Here is a 24024-nt window from a genome sequence, read left to right as displayed (position 1 = left end):
CGGCGGGCACATTCATGTGCCCGCCGAACGCCGATTTGTTCAGGCGTGCTTCCTGAATTTACCGGGCGGAACCAGTACCATACATAACTGGGCGCACCGGCCCGGCAATTGTTAATTCACCTGCGCTCCGGCGGCTGTCTTTCCGTCGCCCCGCCGCCACCTGGTCGTCATCTTCAAGATGCCGTCGTCTTCTGGCATATTTCTGTCAATGCACAACCGTTTTCTTGTGCTGATATTACTTCACCTCTCAATATTCCAGGTTGCTCTCTTCGCTTCGCTGTGCGCCTTCCGGGACGGCCTGCGCACTGCTTGAATGAATGAGGTAAATCGAGGTGCGGAATCCCAGTACGCGGCGGCCCGGTGAACTCCGAAATCCGTCGGCGGAACAGAGCGAGGATGGCGCCGGTAGCCTCACAAGGCGAAAGCGGCATCGGGGTCCGTGAGGCACGTACGAAAGGGGTAGTCGTGTTACCCACCACCATGCATGGGGCCGAAGTCATATTGACCGCCCGGCACATCGACAGCTGGCCCGCGGCGGCGAGCGCCCTGATCCCAACCGACTGCTGGCGTTCGGCGCAGCGCGTAGTGCTTCATCTGCCACCGCTCAAGCGGGCGGTGCCGGTGTGCCGAAGCCTGGCACGTACGTGGCTGGACGGACATCGGATCCACGATGCCGACACACGCTATCTGGTGTTGCTCGTCCTGTCGGAGCTTTTCACCAACGCGATCCAGTATTCCGCCAGCAACCGCATCACCTGCCGACTGTGGAGGTCGGAGAACCTCCTGTATGTCGAGGTGCACGACCGTGGAGGCACGCCATCAGTGCCACGAATGCGCCGCCCGGGGCAGGGGCAGGAGCATGGCCGCGGTCTGGAACTGGTCGCCAAGTCGTCCTCGAAATGGGGGCGCAGAGTAGAGGCCGACAACAGCTGCACCGTGTGGGCAGCGGTGCCACTCACGGCCGAAGCGGGGAATGAGTGCGGAGCCGTAACGAACGCGCACGACGGCAACTCCCGACGGCAGAGCGGCAATTACCCGAACCGGATGGAGCTTCCCACCCAGGGGCGGGAACGTACCCCCCAAGGCCGGGAAACAGGCTCTCTGGTGCACGACGAAGGGCCGGAATCGGCAAGGCAGGTCGCGACCAGCGACCGGTAATCCCTTGCCACTTCACCCCCTTGGGGGTGGAACCCCGACAGCCGACGGTCAGGCAGGCACCGGTTCCGCATTCCTCCCCACGGGACCGGACGAGCCACCTGGCCGTCGGCGCCACTGTGACAGGCCGCCGTATCCCCCGATGTGCCCTCCCCTTGGCGGTCGTTACAGCGGCACCCGCACTCCGCTTTCCTGCACGAGCGCGTCGAATTCGCGTACCGGATCCGCGTCACTGCAGCGCGCCAGCTCACTCCGGAACGTCTCCAGGTAACGCTCGCCGAGCGCCGACCGCAGCCTGGCGAGCAGAGTGATCGCCTGCTTCGCCACCTGGCACGCATCTTCGATGTCGCCGGCCTGCACCAGCGCGGAGGCGAGCAGCAGCAGGTCGATCGTCCGGCGGCGCACCCGGGTCTGGGAGTGCCGGGCAAGCGCCTCCTCGGCCCGGCGGGCGGCGAGGCGCGGCTGTTTCAGATCCCGGTAGCAGTGCGCCAACTCGTCTGCCAGATAGGCCCGGTCGAAATGTGCGATCCAGTCAGGAGTGTTGTCCGGATCGACGTGCGTCATCGCCTCGGTGGCCTTGTCCATCAGTATTCCGCACGTACGTGCGTCGCCGAGCAGGGCGTATCCGCGCGCCTCGGTCACATAGAACATGGCCCGCGCGGCCAGTGGCGCCTGCCCCCGGGTGCCTTCCTGGGCGGCCCGAGCGAGCTGAACCGCTTCCCGGGAACAGCCGAAGCCGAGGGCGAGATGACTCAGGCCGGCCGCCAGTACGTAGCCGCCGTAGCCGCGGTCGTCGGCCGCCTGCGCCAGGCGCAGTGCCTGGATGTAGTACCGCTGCGCCAGGCCCGGCTGACCGGTGTCCAGAGCCGTGTAGCCGGCCAGCTCCGTCAGCCGGGCGGCCGCGGCGAACAGATGCCGCCCGGTGGTCTCGCCGTAACTCCCGTCCATCAGCCCGGACAGCACACTGCTCAGGCACGCCACGACGACCGGCCGCACATGGCCGCTGCCGACCCTGTGGTCGAGCTCCACCAGCGCCTGTGTGGTCGCCCGCACCAGCTCCACGTCGGTCATCCCCACCCGAGGCCCCAGCCGCCGGCTGCGGGCCACCTGTGGGTCCGAGGAGCTGACCAGCCAGTCCCTGCTGGGCTCGACCAGGGCCGAGGCGGTCATGGCGGAGCGGGACAGCAGCCCCCTGGACTCGGCGTCCATGTGCCACAGTTCGCGGACCTGGGCCAGGGTGTCCTCCACCGTCGCCGCGAAGTGCAGCCCCACCCCACAGGTGACGCTGTTGCCGTTGGCCATGCCGATTTCTTCCGTCGACACCGTCCGGCCGAGCTTGCTGCTGAGCGCTTCTGCGATGATGGCCGGGACCCGGCCCCGCGGACGCTGACCTCTCAGCCACCGGCTCACGGATGTCTTGTCGTAGCGCAGATCCAGCCCCTGTTCCTCTCCCAAGACGTTCACCTGACGGGCCAGCCCGGAGTTGGACATCGAGGCTTCCTGGATCAGCGACCGCAGGCGCTGGTTGATCTGACGCGCGACGAGTGGTCGGGCGGCCATGGTGTGCCTCCAAGCACATGCCGCCAACGTTTCACGTTGGCATATCCGTAGAGACTGTGACTGGACAGTCATTACCCACCATTCGGGACAGAATCGCGATGACCAAAGTCAAGTCGTTGCCTTGGCATCGCGCACAGTGGCGAGGATGCACAAGGAGGCTCCAGGCGCTTCGCGCTTGCGCCGGACTGCCTTACGCGCTCCCGCTGATCCGTCCAGCACAACCCGGCACGCACCGCGCACAACCCCTGAGGAACACACGCCCCTCCGCACGTCCGGGAGCTGCCCATGAGCGACGGCCACAGAGACCCTGAGATGATCGATCGTGTGACCGGTTGGATGCGGAAAGCCCCATGGTGGGTGGTGGCGATGGTCGTGGTGTACGCCGGCGTGCTGGTTTTCGTGGGAGCCGCCGCCCACCTCACCGGCCTCGTCCACAGCGGCCTGCACCCCTACCGCTGGGCTCCGGAATGGCTGAACCTGTTCTGGTCCTCGCTGGCGGTCTTCGACTCGCTGGCAGCCCTGCTGCTGGTCGGCGGGAGGCGGGCGGGGGTGGACCTGATGTGCGCCATCATGGCGACCGACCTGGCGGCGAACTGGTATGCCGCATACGGCATCCAGCACAGCGACTTCTTCGCCGAGCCGGGTTTGCAGCGGCTCACCGCCTTCGCCTTGCTCGTGTGCGCAACGGGACCGTTCGTCCGTTCCCGCCTGGGTCCCGCCACCGGTTGAGACGGCTCCACGACGGTGAGCGGGCGCGGGGGCCGGTGTGGTGTGCCGTGCCGTCGGAGAAGCGCCCGGAACGCTCTTGCCCGTTGGCGTCACGGTGGTGGTGTGACGGCAACGGGCAAGGTGGTTCGGTGCGGGGGCCGGTGAGGGGGTGGTTATGCGGTGCCGGCCTGTTCCATTCTTCTGACGTCGGGTTCGGCCGAGTTGCGGATGGCGCCCCAGCGCTTGGCGGTCTCCTCGTGGATGAACCAGATGTCGTCCTCGGTGAGGCGCCGGGAGACGACACCGGGGAACGCCTCCTCGAAGAAGATGTAGGGCGGCCGGTTGTCGATGTCGGGGGAGTGGTAGTCGAGCTTGTCGTGCATGTCGTGTGCGCGAGTGATCTTCGTGGCCGGGTGGTAGGTGAGGATGTTCGGGCTGGCCAGCACGATGAGTCCGTCGTCGACCAGTTGTCCGACCTCGTAGACGGTCTCCTCGATGGTCTCGCGGGTTTCCCCTTCGAGACCGAACAGGACCGAGCTGCCGACCGGGATCCCCGCATCGCGGATGCGTTCCAGCGCGGTACGGACTTTCGCCTTCCACGGGAATTCGGTGATGCGCCGGATGTTCTTGTGCACATGTTGCATGACATCCGTCGACATGCTCTCGATGCCCATGTAGAGGTAGGTGCAGCCGGCGTCACGCAACGCCGTCAGGACGTCGCGCACTTCCTGCTCCTTGTGGAGCGTGGTCAGCAGGTCGGCGGTCACCTGGCAGCCGAACTGGAGGTTGCGCAGCCGCTCCCAGTCGCCCTCCTCCGTGATCCATCGGCGGCAGCGCTCGGGAAGCTTCTCCGGGCCGGCGACGGTGCGGGCCGAGCGCAGCAGTTCGCAGAATTCCCGCATGAGGGGGAAGGACCCGGTCCAGAAGATGGAGTCGTCGAAGAAGACGGCTTGTGCCCCGTAGCTGACGTATTCGCAGATCCGCTCCAGCGCGGTCTCGGCCGCCGATCCTCGAAATCGCTTCAACCGGCCGACGACCAAGGCGGATTCCGAGCAGAAATCGCAGTGGTACGGACAGGCGTTGGACACGGTCATGTGTGCGGTCCGGGCGGGTGTGCCGTCGGGCAGCGGAAAGACCGGGAAGCGGGACCGGATGGCGAATCCCTGGTAGGGGGAGGGAAGTTCGCCCAGATCGATTTTTTCGCCGGCTATGGGAAAGGCGTGCACCGTCGTCGCGTCCAGTGCGCACACCAGCGAGTTCCCCGGCGTCCGTATACCGGCGGCTCCGAGGAGCTTCAGTACGCGGACCACCTCGGTCACTTCGGCGCGGGTGCGGTCGAGGTCCATGGCGAGGGCGATCGCCTTCATCAGGAGGTCGAGCGCGAAGTGGCCCTCGCCGCTGACACAGAAGTCCACCACGGCTTCCGCGCGCCGGTCGTCGATGGCCTGCAGGGTGCTGCTGTATTCCAGGAGGACGGAGCGCTTGGCCGGCGAATAGGTCATCGTCTCGTCCATATGGCGCCCGCCGAACACCACCAGACAGTCGGGCATTTCACGCTTGACGATACGTGCCATCTCCAGCGCGTACCGATGGCCGGGGGACACCGTACTGACGAGGAAGACCTTCGGCCGGTGGCGGCGTACTTCGGCCCGCAATTCCGCGCGCGCCTCCTCGTCCCACACCCGTGGGTCGAAGACGGTGGCGTCGGACGTCCCCCCGGTCGCGCGCTGGGAGGGCAGGCCGTGTTCCGCGGTCAGCCGGCGGCTCTTCGTCGGCGGTTTTCCCCAGTCGGGACAGAGATCGCTGAACGGCGTATCTTTTCCCACGCCGAGCCGGGCGGAACGCAGGGCGCTGTCGACGGGAACACTGAGCGCCGCATAAAGGCACATGGGGTCGCCCGGGTAGGTGATTTCGCCTTCGGGTGAGGTCATGACCGGGGCGAGTGCCGAGAGTACCGGGAAGCTGCGCGCGCTCCAGGGCACCTCGGCGGGTTTTGTGCAGCCCTCCCGGGCGACCAGACCGGCGATCCGGGAATCGCGAAGCTGCGCCAATTCCCGTGCGGAATCCGCAGCCATGTCAGCGGCGGTGCGGAAATAATCGTGAACGACCGTCTGGCTTATGAACATGGGTAACTCCTGATGGGTGATCAAGACGGGGGAGTTCTCGTTCATGTGGCCCAGGCAGCCACACTGCATTACGCCTTTCCGGCGGCTGTGGTGGGGGCGACCGCCCTAGGCGTCTGTCCTGTTTCATGGGGGTTTGTACGCCTCTGGCGGCCGTGAGGGCGCCTCCCCAGTGGGGCGCTCATGCCGAACGCGAAGACCCGGGACGCATACGGATTCCGATCGTGAATACGCACAGGCCCTCTTCCGGCGGTGGGACGGACGGTCGGCTTGTTCGAGCGGCGCGATGGAGGAAAGTAATCCATTTACCCCGAGGCAGAGCAACCTTTCCGCGCCATGGTCCGGCCGTCCGGTTGTTTATGGAGCGGTGCGGCCCCGTCGGCTTGTCCGCCATTTATGGGCGGACATACAGTCCGTGGATGGCAAGCACGACCTATCGCGCACTCATAACCCGGCCGGTGCTGAGCTGGGCCGCGGTCGCCGTTGCGGCGCGTATGCCCGTGGCGATGGCACCGCTGGCCCTGGTTTTCCTCGTACGGGAACGGCCCGGCGGATATGTGCTGGGCGCCGAACTGGCGGCCGTGTATGTGGTGGGCGAGGTTATCGGCGCGGCGCTGCTGGGAGCGAGGCTGCGGCCCGACCGGGCGCGGCGGCATCTGGCGGGCGGACTCGGTGCGGGCGCGGTGGCCTTCGCCGGACTCGGCATCCTGCCCGGCGCGCCCGACCTGGTGCTGGGGGCCTTCGCGCTGCTCGCGGGCGCGGCACCGGCCGCGTCCCCGGGAGGTCTGCGGGCCCTGCTGACCGAGCATGTCGACACCGGTCTGGTCCCCAAGGCGCTGAGCGCGGAGGCCACGCTCACGTATGCGGTCTGGGCTGCCGCGCCCGCCGCGGCCGGCGGCCTCGCGTTCGGCGTGGCCTCGTACGCGCCACTGCTGCTGGCGGCGGCCCTGATGGCCCTGTCCGTCGCCGGGCTGTGGGCCCTGCCGGGCAGTTGGGAGGCGGACGAGTCCGACCGCGCGGGCGTCTCGGTGATCCGTACCCTCGCCACGGCCTGGCCGGTGTACGTATCGGGCGCGGCGGCCATGTCGCTGCTCGCGCTCGCGGAACTCGTGCTGCCCGCCCTCCTGGAACAGCGTGGCCTGGCGGTCAGTTGGTCGGGCCCGCTGCTGGCCGGCTACTCGCTGGCGGCGGCGGCCGGAGCGCTGCTCTACGGGCTGCGGAGCTGGCCGGGCCGGCTCAGCACCCAGAGCCTCGTGCTGCTGCTGGGCGTCTCGGCCTGCGTGGCCGCGGCCGCGGTGATCCCGTCGCTCGCCGCCGTCGCGGTGGCCCTGGTCGTCGCCGGCCTGTTGCAGGCCGGACTGCAGGTGACGCGGGCGCTGGGGCTCCGGGCGGTGCTGCCGCAGAGCGCCCTGGCCGCCGGCTACTCGATGATGTACTCGGCGGTCGGGGTCGGCTATGCCGCCAGCGCATCGCTCTCCGGAGCGGTGCTGAGCATCGCCCTGCCCAGCACCGCGATCCTCTCGGGGGTGGTACTGACGCTCCTGCTGACCGTGGCGAGCGCGGTCGGCGAGGTACGGCTCGTACGGGCGAAGGCGTACGCACCGGCCGAGCAGTAGGCGCCCGGCGGCTCAGCCCGTCAGCGACCCCGCATCCAGCGCGGCGATACGGGAGGGCAGGCTCTGCCACACCTCGGGGGTGTAGAAGTGCCCGCCCGGCAGCACATCGTGCCGGAACCGTCCGGTCGCCAGCTTCCGCCACTGCTGCGCCGTCCGGGGATCGATCACCTCGTCGGCGGCGCCGGTGAGCACCTGTAGCGGCGCGCTCACCGTCGCCCCCGTCCGGTGGTGGAAGGAGTCGCGGACACGGATGTCGGCCCGCATCAGCTCCAGCGCGATCTCGCTCAGGTCCGGATCGCCGAGCACATGCTCCGGCATCAGCCCGAAGGTCTTCATCCAGTCCATGAGTTCGTCGTCGGAGTTGTGCTGCGCGGGGAACATGTCCTGCACGGTCAGGCCCCGGCTGGGGGCGTTCGCCGAGGAGATCACGAGCGACTCCGGGGCCGGGCCGCCCTGTTCCTCGATCCGGGCCGCGACATCGAAGGCCATCCAGCCGCCCATGCTGTGGCCGAAGAGCACATAGGGCAGATCCGTGGCGGAGAGCACCGCGGCGACCGCGTCCTCGGCCAGCTCGTCCCAGTCGCCGGCAAAGTCCTCGGCGAAGCGGCCCTCGCGTCCCGGATAGCAGACCGCAGCCAGCTCGACGCCCGGCGGCATGACGTCCGCCCAGGCGAGGTACGAGCCGGCGCCGCCGCCGCAGAAGCCGAGGCAGACCAGCCGCTTCGAGGCGGTCGGCAGCGGCCGGGGGCGGACCACGATGGTGTCCTGCATGGAGGGGGTCCCTTTCTCAACGGGGCGGCGCGGACGAGTCGTTGCGGGTCTCCACGTGATGAGCCAGATCCCGCAGCCGAGGGTGCCGGTACACCTCCTTGACCGAGATCACCACCCCGAGGTTCCGCTTGAGGCGGCCCACCACGCGAAGCGCCATCAACGAGTGCCCGCCCAGGGCGAAGAAGTCGTCATCGGCGCTGATCCGCCGTTTCCCCAGCACCTCCGACCACACCTCGGCGATCAGCTTCTCGAACGGGCCGTCCGGCTCGGCGGCCGTACCCTGCGCGTCCTCGGCGACGTCCTGTGGCAGGGGCAGCGCGTCCGTGTCGAGCTTGCCGTTGGGCGTCAGCGGCAGGGCGCTCAGCGGCACATACGCCGAGGGCACCATGAAGTCCGGGAGCGCCGCGGCGACATGCTCCCGCAGCTGTCCGGCCCTCGGCACCGTGTCGCCGGCGGGTACGCAGTACGCCACCAGCTGCTCGCCGGCCGGGCCGTCGTGATGCACCACGACGACGGCGCCGGCGACCTCCTCGTGCGAGCGCAGCACGCACTCGATCTCGCCCGGCTCCATCCGGAAGCCCCGGAACTTCAGCTGACGGTCGGCCCGCCCCAGGAACGCGAGGTTTCCGTCGGGGGTACGCCTGACCCGGTCGCCGGTGCGGTACATCCGCGCGCCGGGCGCGCCGAACGGGTCGGCGACGAAGCGCTCGGCGGTCAGGCCCGGGCGGTTGACATAGCCGTGGGCGAGGCGCGGTCCGGCGATGTACAGCTCGCCGTCGACGCCCTCGGGAGCGGGGCTCAGCTCGTCGTCGAGCACATACAGCCGGTTGCCGGGGAGTGCGCCGCCGAGGTGCGGCACCTCGCCGGTCATCCAGGCGGCGGTGGCGTCGACCGTGCATTCGGTCGGGCCGTACAGGTTCAGGCCCTCCAGGCCGGCCGGCTCCGCGATCTCCCGCCAGGTCCGTTCGGGCACCGGTTCGCCGCCCATGAAGAGCCGCAGCGTCCGGCCGTCGGCCCGTGGCGCGGTGAGCGGGCCGCGCAGCAACTCCCAGTGCGAGGGCGTCAGATCGAGGTCGGTCACCCGGTGCTCGTCCAGCAGGGCGCCGAGCCGGGCCGGGTCCTTGCGGTCCTCGTCGGTGAGGACGACCACGGTGTCGCCCCTGCACACCCGCGCCCACTGCTGGACGGAGGCGTCGAAGGAGACGCTGGCGTTCCAGGCGACGACCCGCGGCTCGGATGCGTAGGCGCCCACGTCTTCGAGCGCCGTCAGGAGGGAGGCGACACCGCCGCGCGACGTCTCGACCCCCTTGGGCCGGCCGGTCGAACCGGAGGTGTAGATCACGTAGGCGGGGTCGAGCGGGGATGAGGTCACGTCCCCGGTGAGGGCGTCGCCGGCCGGCTCGGCCAGGTCGGACGGATCGATGACCAAGACCGTCGTCGACTCCAGCAGGGTGCCCTCCTCGGCGAGCAGCACCTGGAGACCGGCGTCCCGCGCCATGAACACGCGCCGGGCGTACGGGTATTGAGGATCGAGCGGTACGTACGCCGCGCCCGCGCGCCACACCGCCAGCAGTGCCACGACGAGCCGGGCCCCGCGGGGCAGCGCGACGCCGACCCGGTCGCCGCGTCCGACCCCGTGAGCGGCCAGCGTGCGGGCCAGCCGTGCGGTACGACGGTCGAGTTCGGCGAAGGTCAGGGCCTCGTCGCCGCCCCGTACCGCTGTCCGGTCCGGGTGGTCGCGGACGGCCTGACGAAAGCGCAGCAGCGCATCGGCCGGCTTCCGGCTGAGGTCAGCCATGAACACACTCCTTGTGCCCCGCGGAGATGAGGGGTGCTCGGTGATCGGTCCCGTGGTCCGTCAGAACGAGGCGGCGGGTTCGACGGTGGGACGGCAGTCGGACAGCTCGACGGGCGCCCCCATGGCCACCGCGATCTTGCGGTCGCCGAGGAAGGGGTCGCGGCCGTGCGCGGTCAGGATGTTGTCGACGAGCAGCAGATCGCCCACCTGCCAGGTCTCGCGGACCGTCGCCGCGTCGTAGGCGGCCTGGATGGCCGCCAGGTCCTCCTTCGTCAGCGTGCCGCCGTCGCCGAAGGCCGTGTGGAAGGGGAGCCCGTCCCGCCCGAACTCGTCGACCAGGGTTTCCCTGAGCTCTTCGTCCAGCGACCACTCGTTCCAGAAGACGAGGTGGTTGAACCAGACCTCCTCGCCGGTGATCGGATGGGTGATGATGCCGGGCCGCACCTGGCCGGTGCGCAGATTGCCGTCCTCCTGCCAGGCGTGCGCGATCAGGTTGTCCGCGCAGTAACGCTCCACCTCGCTCGGGTCCTCGGAGCCGAACGCGCTTTTCCAGTCGGTGGAGATGAGGTCGGAGTAGCTGCGGCTGAGCAGCCAGCCGGCCGAGCGCATCTTCGCCACCAGGTGGGCGGGGAGCCCGTCGAGGACCTTGCGGCAGTCGGCCACCGGCGTGGCGCCGCCCGCTTCCGGCGCGGTCAGACAGGCGAACAGCAGCAGGCCGGGGAAGGTCAGGGTGTAGCTGTTCTCGTTGTGCATCTGGATTCGCTGGGACGCCGGAAGGTCCGTGGAGGAGTAGACGCCCTTGCCGAAGTCGCTGCGGGGGGTGGCCTTTTCGCGGTACGGCGTGGCCTCGGGGATGAGGACGTCGCGCACCTCGGCGACATCGTCGACCCCCGCCAGGGGCAGGCCGCGCAGATGGACCGCCCCATAGGTGTGCAGCGCCTTGGTCAGTTCGGGGCGGGCCGCGGCCAGCCAGGCGCGGGCCCCGGCCATATCGGTGACGCCTCGGACCCGGGTCGAGGCGGGTTTGCCCGGAACGGTCTCCCAGTGGAGCGACGGGGAATCCGGCACATCTGCACGACTCACGATCAGCACCTTTCAGTCTGCGATTCCGAAGGCGATCGGCGAAGGCCAGGACGCTCGGCCGGGCGCGGCGGGGGCCGGCGGCGGACCTTGGCCGCGGAGGAAGGGGGTGCGGCATTCCGGAGCGGGCGCGGGTCAGCCGCCGTACGCGCCGAGGGCGTTGTTGGCGGCCAGGTCCAGCCGGTCCACCATCCAGGATTCGAGGCTGCTGTCGCTGCGCTCCGCGGCCGCGCGGTAGCGGGCGATGCGTTCCGGCGTGAGCTGGATGCCGACGGAAGCCGTTTTGCGGTCGGCGGCCGGTTCCTCTTCCCTGGCGCCCCGGACGTTCGCCCGTAATTGGTTGCGCGACCAGCCGAGTTCCTGGGCCCTGTTGAGCCAGTAGTCTTGCTCATGCGGCAGCAGTGACGCCACCTCTGCATGGTGGTTGAAGCTGACGGTGTCCCGCCGGCGGGACACCTCGAACCTCCTGGCCACCCAGGCGTAGTTGCGCAGCGTCTGGTAGTCGAGGCCCACCGCGTCGACGGCCCTGCGGTAGCGGTCGGTGTAGCGCGACTGGCCGTAGATCAGCCAGTCGCCCAGACACCAGGCGGACGAGTTGGCGACGGCCGAGATCCGCCGGCCCGCGCTCTCCCAGATGTCGTAGCTGACCGCGGCGGGTATCTGGAGGCCGACGCGGGTCACGAAGACCCCCCTGGCGGCGCCGTTCATCGCCCCGTGCCGGGGCTGTCGTAAGGGGAGTTCCTTGGCCGACCCGGCGCGTGGTGCGGTGCCCCATGCTGCGGACGATGTGCTCAAAGCTTCTCCTCGGTGCGGTTGCTTCGAACCGGACGGCGTCGCGCAACGGCCGGACCGCGCCTGAGGTCTGCCGTGCCCCGCCGCCGGGAAGAATCGTTCAGCCTCACGCGCGGGACCGTCGGACGTACGGACGGACCACCGCGCGAGCGCTGTCGAACGCGAGTGGGTGAGGTGCTCGAACGGGGCCTCAGAACGGCCCGGTGTGCGGCGCCGGGGCACGGCCCCAGGCCGAGTCGCCGAAGATGACGCCCGTGGCGCCGGAGTTGAGGTGGCCCGCGCTCTTCACGGTCGGAGCGGAATGGTTAATTCCGTATCCGACGGCGGTAGCCAGGACGGCGGCGACGGTAACAACGCCCATGATGCGACGCATTGTGGTCCCCCATAGTGCGGCCAAGGGTGTGGCTGGCGCCGCTATCCTCTTCGGCCCGTCCTGATCGTTGGCCGATGCAAGGGGTGCACAAATGTAACCTGCATAGTTGTGAACGATGAAGAAGTGGGTCGATGTCGGTGCAATTGGGGTGAGTTACTTCCGGGTCGTGTTTGCGGCGACGCGCTGAGCTACTATCGGCGCATTTTGCGTGAGGGGGCAGTGTGCCGGGAGGCCGCACCACCGTGCCTGCGCGCACTCGGTCTGGTCGCCGAGGATCCTCGTTCGCCGGGCGTCACCACCCCCGTTCCGCCGGAGACGGCGGCGTTCGCGGCGCTGCGTCCGATAGAAGAGGCGATCGCCGATCAGCAGCGCACCTACCGGTCCGTCCAGGCCGCGCTGTCCGCCTTCGGACGCACCTACGACGACGCCAGGAAGCGCGAACGGCCGACGCTCACCGTACTCACCGGCGCAACCGTCATCAGCAACGCCCTGGAGGCCGCCGTGGACGGCTGCCGTGAGGCGCTGCTGACGACCCAGCCCGGCGGCGGGCGCCCGGAGCATCTGCTGGGCGAGGCGCTGGAGCGCGACGTACGGATGCTCGCGCGCGGGGTCCGGCAGCGGACGATCTATCAGCACACCGTCCGCTCCCACCAGCCGACGCTGGCCTATATCGAAAAGGTCACCGCGGCCGGTGCCGAGGTGCACACCCTGGTCGAGGTCTTCGAGCGGATGATCATCTGCGACCGGGAGGTGGCGTTCATCCCCACCTCCGAGGAGCGGAGCGACAGCGCATTACAGATCCGCCACCCCGCGCTGCTGCGCTTTTTGACCGCGCTCTTCGACAACGCCTGGGCCCGGTCGGTGCCGGTCGACCCGGGCGGCGTACCGGCCCGGTCCCCGCTGATCACCTCCGATGTGCAGCGGGCGATATTACAGGCCGTGGTATCCGGAGAGACGGACGACTCCATCGCCCGCCGGATGGGGATGAGCCGCCGCAGCGTGGCCAAGCACATCAGCCGGGTGTCCGCGCAACTGGGCAGCGGCAGCCGCGCCCAGCTCGGCTATCTGCTGGCGACCTCCGGGCTCCTGTGGCTGGAGGAGCCGGCCCCGCTCCCCCCGCCGGAGGAACGTTTCTGACGGCGCGCGTACGCAGCGGAAGAGGCCACCGGCCCGGCAGCACCGCGGTGCGCTCACCGCGCGGCGCGCGACCTGTTCTCCTGGAGCTCGACGGCCTCGTAGAGGGCCTTGATGTTGCCGCTGCCGAACGTGCGGGCGCCGAGCCGCTCGATGACCTCGAAGAAGAGGGTCCCGCGAGGGTGCACGGACCGGGTGAAGATCTGCAGCAGCTGCCCGTCCTGGTCCTGGTCGACCAGGATGTTCAGGTCCCGCAGCTCGTCGACGGAGTGCCGGGAGAGGGTCAGGCGGCCGGGAACCAGGTCGTAGTAGGTGCTCGGGGTGTCCAGGAACTCGATGCCCCGCGAGGCGAGCAGCCCCACGGACTTGATGATGTCGTCCGAGGTGAAGGCGACATGCTGGACGCCCGCGCCGCCGTGGGCCGTGATGAACCGGTCGATCTGGCCCGGCTTCCGTGTGGTGTCCGGTTCGATCAGCGTGAGCGTGACGGTGCCGGCGTCGTTCTGCACCACGATCGAGTCCATCGCCTGGGAGCCGACGATGATGCGCTCGGTGAACACCGCGGAGAAGCCCAGGGCGCGTTCGTAGTACTCGACGGTGGGCCCCAGCCGTCCCGGCTCCAGACACACCGCGATGTGGTCGACCTCGTGCAGCCCNGCTCCAGACACACCGCGATGTGGTCGACCTCGTGCAGCCCGGTGTCCTTGGGGCCGGGACGTCCCGCGGCCGACGGCGAAATCCCGGGCGGCGGCGCGGAGTTCGCGGCTGCCGGGCGCTGGACGAAGGTGTGGGTCACATCGCCGAATCCGGTGATCGAGGCGGTGGTGACACCGTCGTGTTCGGCCGGACCGGCCACCGGCTGCGCGCCGCGCCGCACCGCCTCGGCGAACGCGGCCGCGGCATCGGTCGTGCGCAGTGCGATGTCACAGACCCCGTCGCCATGGCGCTCGACGTAGGTGGCCGCGGGGTGATCGGCGTCCTGTGCGCTGGTCAGCACGCATCTGATGCCGCCGGTGCCGAGGACCGTCGTGTGTACGCCCGGCTCGCCGGAAGTGTCGGAGGGGCCGGCCAGGACGGCGAATCCATAGCGGTCCGTGAACGGCTCCGCGGCCTCGGCGAGATCGCGGACCGCGAAGCCGATGTGGTCGATGGCGAGCCCGTCGAGGGGGCCTTCGGCGGCGTGGGTCATCTGAACAGGTCTCCTTGGCTGGGGGATGGATGCTCCCGGGCCGGCAGTTCCAGGCCCACCCGGGTCAGCTCCTCGGGTCCGGTGCCGCGGCCATGGCGGCGATCAGCGAGGCCGGCCGCAGATCGGTCCAGTGCTCCTCGATGTACGCCTGGCACCGTGCCCGCCCGCTGTCCGACAGCCGTACCTCCCAGCCCTGCGGTACCTCGGCGAACGACGGCCACAGGGAGTACTGGCCCTCGGCGTTGATCAGGACCTTGAAGGTGCCGTGCTCGTCGTCGAAGGGGTTCATGGGCGGTTACCTCTCATCGGAGTCGGCGGAAGGGACAAGGGAGAGGGAGGGAGAGAGGGAGGAGGGAGGTGCCGGTCCGGTCAGTCGGCGGGCGGCGGATCGTCGTCGAGGGGGAGCGCGCTCAGCCGCCGGTCCGGGGCGGCGGCCACCTCGCGCAGCAGCCGGAGGTACCGGTCCGCCAGCCGCCGTACCGTCGCGTGGTCGAACAGATCGGTGGCGTATTCGAGGCTGACGTCCAGGGCGCCGGGGGCGCCGTCGCGGTCGGTGCGGCCGACGAGGTCGAAGGCGAGGTCGAAGCGCGCCGCGCCGGTGCCGGCCAGCCGCCAGTGGTGGGCGGTGCCGTCCAGTTCGAGCGCCGAGCCGGCGGTGTTGAGCAGGCCGAACGCGATCTGGAACACCGGGTGGTGGGCCAGGCTCCGCGGCGGGTTGACCGTCTCCACCAGCAGGTCGAAGGGGACGTCCTGGTGGGCGTACGCGGGGATCCAGGCCTCGCGCACCCGGCGGAGCAGTTCGCCGAAGGCGGGGTCGCCGGAGGTGTCGGTGCGCAGCACGACGGTGTTGACGAAGAAGCCGACCAGGTCGTCCAGGGCCTCGTCGGAGCGCCCCGCGGTCGGTGTGCCGACGACGATGTCCTCGCCGCCGCCGAGCCGGGTCAGCAGACCGGCCAGCGCGGCCTGGAGAACGATGAACAGCGTGCTGCCGCTCGACCGGGCGAGCGCGTCGAGTGCGCGGCGCAGACCGGCCGGGATCTCGAAGTCGAGCACGGCGCCCTCGCCGCCCGCGATCTCCGGCCGGGGGCGGTCACCGGGCAGCGGCGTACAGAGGGGTATGCCGGCCAGGCGCGTCTTCCAGTGGCCCAGCTGCTGGGCGAGGACGCTGTGCGGGTCGCTGCGGTCACCGAGCACCCGGCGCTGCCAGGCGGCGTAGTCCCGGTACTGGACCGGCAGCGGCGCGAACTCCGGTGCCGTGCCCGCGCTTCTGGCGGCGTACGCCCGGGAGAGATCGCGGAACAGCGGGGTGAAGGACCAGCCGTCGGCGGCGATGTGGTGCAGCACCACCAGCAGTACGTGCTCCTCGCCGGTGCGGAAGAGCGTGAGCCGCAGGGGCAGCTCGGACTCCAGGTCGAAGGGGGCGCGCACCGCCCTGGCGAGCAGCCCGTCGAGCTCGGCCGGCCGGCAGTCGGTGACGGTCAGCGGGGCCCGGGCGTCGGACGGATCGAGGATCAGCTGATGGGTGGTCTCGCCGTCGGCAGGGAAGACCGTGCGCAGGGTTTCATGACGTGCCGTCACATCGCCGAGTGCGGCGCGCAGCGCCTCCGTGTCCACCGGCCCGTGCAGCCGGAAGACCAGCGGGATGTGATAGCCGGGGTCGGCGTCCGCCATCAGCTGGTAGAGCAGCCAGAGCCGCCGCTGGGCGTGCGAGAGCTCGATACGGCCCTCCGGGGGCGTGGCGACCAGCGGGATACGGCCCGGTGAGCCGGCGGCCTGCGGGCTCCCCAGCCGGGCGGCGAGCGCGGCGGCGGTCGGAGCCGCGAACAGGTCCTGGAGACCGGGGCGGACGCCGAGCACGGACGCGATGGCCGCCGCCGCCCGGGTCGCGGTCAGCGAGTGCCCGCCGAGCTCGAAGAAGCTGTCGTCGATGCCGACCCGGGCCACCCCCAGGACATCGGCGAACACCTGGCACAGCAGCCGCTCGGTCTCCGTGCGCGGGGCCCGCCCGGCGCCCTCGTACACCGGCGCGGGCAGCGCACGCACATCGAGCTTCCCGTTGTTGGTCAGCGGCAGCCGGTCCACGACCACCAGGGCGGCCGGGACCATATGGCCCGGTAGGGCCGTACGCAGCCCGTCCAGGAGCCGGGCCCGCCAGTCGTCCCCGACGCTGTCGGCGGTGGCCGGCGCGGCGGGTACGACATACCCGACCAGGTTCTGGTCACCGTGTTTGTCGGGGAGGGTGACGACCGCGGCCCGGGCCACCTCGTCGCGGCGGGTCAGCTGGTGCTCGATCTCACCGAGCTCGATACGGAAGCCGCGGAGCTTGACCTGGTTGTCCTGTCTGCCGAAGTACTCCAGCAGCCCGTCCGCGCGGCGGCGCACCAGATCGCCGGTGCGGTACATCCGCGTACCGTCGTGCGCGAACGGATCCGCGACGAAGCGGCCGGCGGTCAGCTCCGGCCGCGCCCAGTAGCCCCGGGCCACACCCCGGCCGGCGAGATACAGCTCGCCCACCACGTCCGGACCGACCGGGCGCAGCCGTTCGTCCAGCACATAGGTGCGTACGCCGGCCAGTTCGGAGCCGATCGGGACGGGGCCGTCGCCCACCTCCGTCACCAGGTGACGGGTGGCGAAGACGGTCACCTCGGTCGGGCCGTAGACATTGACCACCGAGTGCGGACCGGAGGCCCGCAGCGTCCGTGCGACCGCGCTGGGGGAGGCCACCTCGCCGCCCATCCACACCTGGCAGCCGTGCGCGAAGGCGTCCGGGGACTCCTCCGTCATCACATTGAACATCGACGGTGTGATGAAGGTGGAGGTGATCCGCTCCTCGGCGATGGTCCGCACGATCGTGGCCGGGTCCAGTCGTCCCGGCGGGGCGACGACCACCCGGCCGCCGCGCAGCAGCGGAACCAGGATCTGATACACCGAGGCGTCGAACTCCAGCGGCGACTGGAGCAGGACGCGCCGGTCGATGCCGGCCCAGCAGTCGTCGGCCGCGAACGCCACCACGTCCTGATGGCTGATCGCCACGCCCTTGGGGCGGCCGGTCGACCCCGAGGTGTGGATGACGTAGGCGAGTTGCTGCGGCCGGACGGGCGGGTGCCCGGCGAAGTTCGGCAGCTCGCGGGTGAGCAGATCGCCGATGACCTGGATCTCCGGGCCGTCGCCGAAGGACTCGCGCAGTGCGGCCGCGCGGGCCTCGGTGTCCACCAGGACCAGCCGGGTGTCGCACTCGGCGATGATCGTCCGCAGCCGGGCCGCGGGGGAGCGGATGTCCAGCGGGGCATAGGCGCAGCCGGACTTCAGCGTGCCGACCAGGGCGACGATGACCTCCACACCACGTTCCATGAAGATCCCGACGCGGTCCTCGGGCGCCACACCGAGGCCGGTGAGCGCCCGTGCGAGGGCGTCGCTCATTTCGTCGAGTTCGCCGTAGGAGAGTGTGGCCCCGCCCCGCTTGACCGCGGTGGAATCCTTGTTCTCGCCCACTCGCGCGGCGAATACCGATGTGATGGTGCTCGGCGCTTTTGGCAAGCCGAATCCCCTTTCGGCGCGACGAGGTGGGCTGCTCCGCATTCGGCTTTCACTGCGGTCCGGTGACAGCGAACGGCAACGTAGGTCGGTGTCCGAATCAGTGTCAAGGAGCGCGCGGCAGGGGGACTTGAGCTGGACACGAGGTGGACGGGACGGTACTTGGCTGTCCCGCCGGCGGGACACCGGACATTGCTTGTGCGGATTCCTTGCGACGGGTTGAATGGGCTGCCGAATCGCCTTTCCGTAAATTCCCTTCGCATTTCTGGAGAGCGCATTTGGGGGCGTCTGGAGTGCATCGACGAGATGAGGACGCAATGAGCGCCGGGGCAGCGGAGTGGACCGATCCGGACTCTCTCGACATCGCCACCCTGTCGCGGCGCGACGGAGAGAAATGGGCGGTGGCCAAGGACGGTGTGCTGCCCGCCTGGGTCGCGGACATGGACTTCCCCATCGCGCCCGCCATCCGGGAGGCGGTCCTGCGCCGGGTCGACACCGATCTCGGCTATCCGGCCTGGTACGACATGTCCGAGGGCGGCCCGCTCGGCGAGGTCTTCGCCCGGCGGATGCACCGCCGCCACGGCTTCGCGGCGGACCCCACGCATGTCCGGCTTTTCACCGACATCAACCAGGCCATGCAGGTCGTCCTCCAGCTCGGCACCGCACCGGGCGACGGCGTCGCCCTGCACACACCGGTGTGTCCGCCCTTCGAGCAGACCATCGGCAAACTGGGGCGGGTCCCCCGTACGGTCCCGATCCGGCTGCGCGAGGGCGAGTGGCGGATCGACATCGACCGGCTGCGCGACGAGGTGATGGGGCGTCAGGGGCCGCCGTGCCGCGCGCTGTTCCTCGTCAACCCGCACAATCCGACGGGACGGGTGCTGCGCCGCGACGAACTGCTGGAGATCGCCGCGCTGGCGGTCGAGCACGACCTGCTCGTCGTCGTCGACGAGGTGCACGCCGACCTCGTCCACCCCGGCCACCGGCACATCCCGTTCGCCTCGCTCTCCGACGAGATCGCCGAGCGGACGGTCACCCTCACCTCGGGCAGCAAGACCTTCAACCTGGCCGGTGTCCGCTGCGCGGTCGCGCACATCGGTGTGAAGGCGGTACGGGAAGCCGTCGACGACCACCAGGGCCTGCTGTTCGGACAGGTGAGCGCGCTCGCCGTCGATGCGCTGAAAGCTGCCTGGACCGGCGCCGACGGCTGGCTGGACCAGGTGATGACGGTGCTGCGCCGCAACCGGGACACGGTGGCCGAACACCTCCCGCCCCAAGTGGGCTGTGTGCTCCCCGAGGCCACCTATCTGGCCTGGCTGGACTGCCGCGCGCTCGGCCTGGGGGAGGAGCCCTCGGACTTCTTCGCGCGCGAGGCCAAGGTCCTCCTGATGCCGGGCTCGCTGTTCGGGAGCGAGGGGGAGGGGTTCGTCCGGCTGAACTTCGCCACCCCGCCCCCCGTGCTCGCCGAGCTGCTGCGCAGAATCCGCGGCGCGCTGGGGTGCTGACCCCCAGGGCATGCGCCGACGGCCGGCAAGGAGTCTGTTCCCCATCGGATGAGGTCTTCCCCATGACACTGGACGGTCACAGCGCCGCGCCGCGCGGTCCGCGCGAGGAGATCCTGTGCGGCCTCTTCGCCGAGATCCTCGAAGTCCCCGACGTGACGGTCGACGACAACTTCTTCGCCCTGGGCGGGACGTCGATGCTCGCGGTCCGGCTGATCAACCGGATCCGGGCCGTCCTGGGGGTCAAGATCGGCGTGCGGGCGCTGTTCCGCAACCAGTCGGTGGCCCGGCTCGCCGAACACCTCGGCGCCGACGACCCCGTACGCCGCCCCGTGGTGCGGGTGTCGCCGCGGCCGGCATCCGTGCCGCTCTCCTCCGGACAGCGCAGCCTCTGGTTCCTGGACCGGCTGGAGGGCCCGAGCGCCACCTACAACGTGCCGGTGGTCACCCGGATCACCGGCGAGGTGGACGAGCGGGTGCTGGCCGCCGCGCTCGGCGATGTGGTGGTGCGGCACGAGGCGCTACGGACGCTGTTCGGTGAGCTGGACGGCGAGCCGACGCAGCATGTCCGGCCCGCGGACGAGGTGCGCATCGGGGTGCCGGTGACCGACTGCGCCCCGGCGGAACTGGCCGCCGCGGTGGCCGCCGCATGCGCCCATGTCTTCGACATCACGGCCGAACTGCCGCTGTACGCCGAACTGTTCAGGTCCGGTCCGGGCCGCTCCGTACTGGTCCTGGTGGTGCATCACCTCGCCTGCGACGGATGGTCGGTGAGCCGGCTCGGCCGGGATCTGTCCGTCGCCTACGCCGCGCGGCTGCACGGCCGGGCGCCCAAGTGGCAGCCGCTGCCGGTCCAGTACGCCGACTTCGCGCTGTGGCAGCGCGCCCGGCTCGACGAGGAGTCCGCGCCGGACAGCGCGGTCTCCCGAGCGCTGGCCCACTGGAGCGCGGCACTGCGGGAGCTGCCCGAGGAGGTGCCGCTGCCCGCCGACCGTCCGCGACCGGCCCGGGCCGGCGCCGCGTACGGCGCGCTGCGCATACCCGTCGACGACACCACCCGACAGGGCATGAGACAACTGGCCCGCGACGGCCATGCGACCGAACTCATGGTGGTCCAGGCCGCGTTGGCCGCCCTGCTGACCCGGATGGGAGCGGGCACCGACATCCCGCTGGGGACGGTCGTGTCCGGCCGGTCCGACGAGATCCTCGACGAGGTGATCGGATTCTTCGTCAACACCCTGGTGCTGCGCACCGACACCTCGGGCGATCCGACCTTCGGCGAGCTGCTGGAGCGGGTGCGCGAGGCCGACCTGGCGGCGTTCCACCACCAGGACCTGCCCTTCGACCGGCTCGTCGAGGAGTTGCAGCCGCCCCGCTCGCTCGCCCGGCATCCGCTGTTCCAGGTGATGCTCTCCTGGGCGGACGGCGGCGATCTGGGTCTGGAGCTGCCGGGCGCGGAGTGTGTGACGGACCGGGCGCAGGCCCAAGGTGCCAAGTTCGACCTGGAGTTCGCCTTCGACGAGCGGCGGGCCGAGGGCCTGCTCGAACTCTCCCTCACCTACGGCACCGGTCTGTTCGACGAGTCCACCGCGCGGGCGCTGGGCGAGCGGCTGATCCGGCTGCTCGGCCGGGCCGCGGCCGGTCCCCGGCGCCGGATCGGGGAACTGGACCTGCTCTCCGACGCGGAGCGGGACCAGGTGACGGGCCGGTGGCAGGGCGCCGTGCGGCCCTCGGAGCCCGGTTCGGTCGTCGCGGCCTTCGACGCCCGGGCGGCCGCCGCGCCCGATGCCCTCGTCGTGATCGCCGACGAGACCACGCTCTCCTACGCCGAACTCGCCGAGCGCGCCGACCGGTTGGCGCGCACGCTGATCGCGGCGGGGGTGTCCGCCGACTCGGCCGTACCGCTGCTGATGGAGCGGTCGGCGGACCTCCTGGTGGCGCAGCTCGCGGTGCTGAAGGCCGGCGCGGCGTATCTGCCGTTGCACACCGCCCACCCGGTGGCGCGGATCCGGGCGGCCGTGGCGGAGGCCGGCAGCCCGGTGCTGCTGGCGGACCGGGCGCTGCACGGCCATCCGGCGGCCGCCGGGCACACCGTACTGACCGTCGGCGCCGGGGCGACGGCGGCGGACGGCCCCCCGGCCGCCCTGCCCGCGGTACGACCGGACCAGCTGGCCTACGTGATGCACACCTCCGGATCGACCGGCGAGCCCAAGGGCATCGGCACCACCCACCAGGGCGTACTCGACCTGGCCCGGGACGCGTGCTGGGGCGTCGGCCCGGGCGACCGGGTGCTGTTCCACGCCCCGCACGCCTTCGACGCGTCGACCTACGAGATCTGGGTGACGCTGCTCAACGGCGGCTGTGTGGTGGTCGCGCCCCCGGGCACGCCCGACGGGGCGGCCCTCGACGGGCTGATCGGCCGGCACCGGGTGACCCATGTCCATCTGACCGCGGGCCTGTTCCGCGCGGTGGCCGAGGAGCACGCCGGATGTTTCGCGCCCGTACGCGAGGTGCTGACCGGCGGCGACGCGGTGTCCGGGCAGGCCGTCGACCGGGTGCTGGCGGCCTGCCCCGACACCACGGTGCGGGCGCTGTACGGCCCGACCGAGACCACGCTGTGCGTCACCCAGACGTCCTGGCGGCCCGGCGAACAGGCCGGCGGGACGGTGCCGTTGGGCCGTCCGATGGACAACACCCGCGCCTATGTGCTCGACGGGGCGCTGCGTCCGGTCCCCGCCGGCACGGTGGGCGAGCTCTACCTGGCCGGGGCGGGCCTGGCGCGCGGGTACACCGGCCGCGCCGCACTGACCGCCGAGCGCTTCGTGGCCTGCCCGTTCGGCGGCCCCGGCGAGCGGATGTACCGCACCGGCGACCTGGTCCGCTGGGACGGCCGGGGCCGGCTGATCTTCCTCGGCCGGGCCGACGACCAGGTCAAGATCCGCGGCTTCCGGATCGAACCGGCGGAGATCGAGGCCGCGTTGACGGCGCTGCCCGGCGTCGGACAGGCCACTGTCGCCGTCCGCGAGGGCACCGACGGCGACAAGCTGCTGGTCGGCTATGTGGTGCCGAGCCCGGAGGGGCCGGCCGTCGACGTGGCCGGGCTCCGGGCCCGGCTCGCCGACCGGCTGCCCGACTACATGGTGCCCGCCGCGCTGCTGACGCTGGACGCCCTCCCGCTGACCGCCAACGGGAAGCTCGACCGCCGGGCGCTGCCGGCCCCGCGGTTCACCGCGGCGGAGCACGGCCGGGCGCCGCGCGGCCCCCGCGAAGTCATCCTGTGCCGGCTCTTCGGCGAGATCCTGGGGGTGCCCCAGGTCGGCATCGACGACGGGTTCTTCGAACTCGGCGGGCACTCGCTGCTCGCCGCCCGCCTGGTGAACCGGATCCGGTCCGTACTCGGCGTGGAGATCGGCGTGCACGCGCTGTTCCAGGCCCCGACCGTGGCCGGACTGAGCCCGCTGCTGGACGCGGGCGCCGACGGCGGGGACCTCGGCGAGGTGCTCACCTTCCGCGGCGACGGCGCTCTCGCCCCCGTCTTCCTGATCCCCGCGGCGAACGGTCTGAGCTGGTGCTACTCGGCGCTGCTGCGGCACATCCCGGCCGGGCACCCGGTCCATGCGCTCCAGGACCCCAGGCTCGCCGAGGACCGGGTCGGCCCGCGCACGGTCGCCCAACTGGCGGCCGGATATCTGGCGCGGCTCCGCGAGATCCGGCCGGACGGCCCCTACATCCTTGCCGGTTGGTCCTTCGGCGGCACGGTCGCCCAGCAGATCGCCGTCGATCTGGCGGCGCAGGGCGAGCAGCCGGCCCTGCTGGTGCTGCTCGACTCCTACCCCGGTGATGTGCTCGGCTGGGGCACGGAACTCGACGCCGGCACCCTGGTCCCGCTCGCGCTGGACGGCATCGGCCCGGCCGCGCCGCACGAGGGCGGTCTTCCCGGGGCCGCGGTCCTCAGGAGCGCGCTGCGCGCGGCCGGCAGCGCCCTCGACTCCCTCGACGACCGGACCGTCGCCGGCCTGCTCCAGGTCGCGCGGCAGAACGTCCGGGCGCTGGCGGAGCACCGGCCGGGCCGCTTCACCGGGCAGGTGCTCTGCTTCGACGCGGCAGACCGGGAACACCCCGCAGGACCCGCGTCGCAGGCATGGCGCACCCTGCTCGGCGGCCGGGTGGACACCCACGCCGTCCGCTGCGAGCACACCGGCATCGTGAAGACCGCCGCCATGCCGGAGGTCGGTCCGGTCATCGAGGCCGCGCTCAAGGCCACCCACCCGAGCTGACGCGGCCGCCGGCCCGACCCCCGTCCGCCGCCGCAAGGAGGATCATGTCCCGCCGCCGATCGACCTCGGAGCCCGTCACCGAGGGACACCCCGACCAGCTCACCGGCATCGACCCCAACTCCCTTGACACGTACGGCGATACGGCTCTTGGGCGGGCGGTGGAAGCCCCGTGAACGCCCAGCAGACCTCCCTCTCCTGGGAGGACGGAGCGATCGTCACCATCGATCAGCGCGTCCTGCCCCATGCCTACCGGCAGCTCCGGCTGCGGACGGTGGACGAGGTCGTCGAAGCCATCGCCACCCTGGCCGTCCGCGGCGCGCCGGCCATCGGCCTGGCCGGTGCGCTCGGTGTGGCGCTGTCCGCCCGGCGGCACGCCGGGCCCCACGGCGGCGTCGACGAGCCGGCGGTGCGG

The 24024-nt window shown here is 70.9% G+C and carries 17 protein-coding genes and 2 pseudogenes; 8 read left to right on the top strand and 11 right to left on the bottom strand.

Annotated features, from left to right (window positions below; all coding sequences use genetic code 11):
• Positions 1-465 precede the first annotated feature (465 nt).
• Positions 466-1158 carry an ATP-binding protein gene (locus DY245_RS29030; protein ID WP_244943328.1) on the top strand — a complete coding sequence of 231 codons (693 nt, stop codon included), beginning with the start codon at positions 466-468 and terminating at the stop codon, positions 1156-1158.
• 162 nt (positions 1159-1320) lie between these two features.
• Here the strand turns inward: DY245_RS29030 and DY245_RS29025 are convergent, their stop codons facing one another.
• Complete coding sequence (locus DY245_RS29025) at positions 1321-2715, bottom strand: NsdA family TPR-like regulatory protein (protein WP_128510189.1); 1395 nt, start codon at positions 2713-2715, stop codon at positions 1321-1323.
• 312 nt (positions 2716-3027) lie between these two features.
• On the opposite strand from DY245_RS29025, the gene DY245_RS29020 reads away from it, so the two are divergent.
• Positions 3028-3444, top strand: coding sequence for a hypothetical protein (locus tag DY245_RS29020; RefSeq protein ID WP_244943327.1), 417 nt, complete (start codon positions 3028-3030; stop codon positions 3442-3444).
• 152 nt (positions 3445-3596) lie between these two features.
• Here DY245_RS29020 and DY245_RS29015 read toward each other — a convergent pair whose 3' ends face one another.
• Complete coding sequence (locus DY245_RS29015; protein ID WP_220377958.1) at positions 3597-5549, bottom strand: B12-binding domain-containing radical SAM protein; 1953 nt, start codon at positions 5547-5549, stop codon at positions 3597-3599.
• Positions 5550-5965: 416 nt separating this feature from the next.
• Here DY245_RS29015 and DY245_RS29010 point away from each other — a divergent pair, with 416 nt between their 5' ends.
• The gene (locus DY245_RS29010) at positions 5966-7162 is read left to right on the top strand and encodes an MFS transporter (RefSeq protein WP_128510188.1); all 1197 of its coding nucleotides are present in this window, start codon (positions 5966-5968) and stop codon (positions 7160-7162) included.
• A gap of 12 nt (positions 7163-7174) precedes the next feature.
• Here the strand turns inward: DY245_RS29010 and DY245_RS29005 are convergent, their stop codons facing one another.
• The 5 genes from DY245_RS29005 to DY245_RS44745 all read right to left on the bottom strand — a co-directional run bounded on the left by DY245_RS29005 (position 7175) and on the right by DY245_RS44745 (position 11964).
• Positions 7175-7933 (bottom strand): thioesterase II family protein, encoded by a 759-nt coding sequence (locus DY245_RS29005; protein WP_128510187.1) that lies wholly within the window; start codon positions 7931-7933, stop codon positions 7175-7177.
• Positions 7934-7949: 16 nt separating this feature from the next.
• Complete coding sequence (locus tag DY245_RS29000; protein WP_128510186.1) at positions 7950-9731, bottom strand: non-ribosomal peptide synthetase; 1782 nt, start codon at positions 9729-9731, stop codon at positions 7950-7952.
• Between the two features lie 60 nt (positions 9732-9791).
• On the bottom strand, positions 9792-10817 hold the full coding sequence (locus DY245_RS28995) for a TauD/TfdA family dioxygenase (RefSeq protein ID WP_425329451.1): 1026 nt from the start codon (positions 10815-10817) through the stop codon (positions 9792-9794).
• A 129-nt stretch (positions 10818-10946) separates the two neighbouring features.
• Entirely contained in the window at positions 10947-11606 is a 660-nt protein-coding gene (locus tag DY245_RS28990) for an LmbU family transcriptional regulator (protein WP_280525007.1), read from the bottom strand.
• Positions 11607-11793: 187 nt separating this feature from the next.
• Entirely contained in the window at positions 11794-11964 is a 171-nt protein-coding gene (locus DY245_RS44745) for a hypothetical protein (protein ID WP_181923916.1), read from the bottom strand.
• A gap of 216 nt (positions 11965-12180) precedes the next feature.
• On the opposite strand from DY245_RS44745, the gene DY245_RS28985 reads away from it, so the two are divergent.
• Positions 12181-13113: a LuxR C-terminal-related transcriptional regulator gene (locus DY245_RS28985; RefSeq protein WP_244943325.1), complete on the top strand. Its 933-nt coding sequence runs from the start codon at positions 12181-12183 to the stop codon at positions 13111-13113.
• A gap of 53 nt (positions 13114-13166) precedes the next feature.
• Here DY245_RS28985 and DY245_RS46870 read toward each other — a convergent pair whose 3' ends face one another.
• The 4 genes from DY245_RS46870 to DY245_RS28970 all read right to left on the bottom strand — a co-directional run bounded on the left by DY245_RS46870 (position 13167) and on the right by DY245_RS28970 (position 17791).
• Complete coding sequence (locus tag DY245_RS46870; protein WP_342354221.1) at positions 13167-13739, bottom strand: VOC family protein; 573 nt, start codon at positions 13737-13739, stop codon at positions 13167-13169.
• 28 nt (positions 13740-13767) lie between these two features.
• Positions 13768-14299: VOC family protein (locus DY245_RS46865; protein WP_244943324.1), on the bottom strand; the 532-nt coding region annotated here is incomplete at its 3' end.
• A 64-nt stretch (positions 14300-14363) separates the two neighbouring features.
• Entirely contained in the window at positions 14364-14588 is a 225-nt protein-coding gene (locus DY245_RS28975; protein WP_128510184.1) for an MbtH family protein, read from the bottom strand.
• 80 nt (positions 14589-14668) lie between these two features.
• A complete protein-coding gene (locus DY245_RS28970; RefSeq protein WP_181923915.1) occupies positions 14669-17791 on the bottom strand; it encodes a non-ribosomal peptide synthetase in 3123 nt (1040 codons plus the stop codon).
• 359 nt (positions 17792-18150) lie between these two features.
• Between DY245_RS28970 and DY245_RS28965 the strand changes: the two genes are divergently transcribed.
• The 4 genes and pseudogenes from DY245_RS28965 to DY245_RS28955 all read left to right on the top strand — a co-directional run.
• On the top strand, positions 18151-19338 hold the full coding sequence (locus DY245_RS28965; protein ID WP_128510182.1) for a MalY/PatB family protein: 1188 nt from the start codon (positions 18151-18153) through the stop codon (positions 19336-19338).
• A gap of 86 nt (positions 19339-19424) precedes the next feature.
• A pseudogene (locus DY245_RS28960) lies at positions 19425-23612 on the top strand (non-ribosomal peptide synthetase); the annotation flags it as partial.
• A gap of 44 nt (positions 23613-23656) precedes the next feature.
• Positions 23657-23785, top strand: coding sequence for an S-adenosylmethionine synthetase N-terminal domain-containing protein (locus DY245_RS46860; RefSeq protein WP_244943323.1), 129 nt, complete (start codon positions 23657-23659; stop codon positions 23783-23785).
• Positions 23782-24024, top strand: a pseudogene (locus tag DY245_RS28955) (bifunctional S-methyl-5-thioribose-1-phosphate isomerase/methylthioribulose 1-phosphate dehydratase); the annotation flags it as partial. The gene DY245_RS46860 and the pseudogene DY245_RS28955, both read left to right, overlap by 4 nt.

This window comes from Streptomyces inhibens (genome assembly GCF_003389455.1).
GTDB lineage: Bacteria > Actinomycetota > Actinomycetes > Streptomycetales > Streptomycetaceae > Streptomyces > Streptomyces inhibens.
Note: the sequence above shows the minus strand (reverse complement) of the source record. Positions and strands in the feature narration are given on the sequence as shown.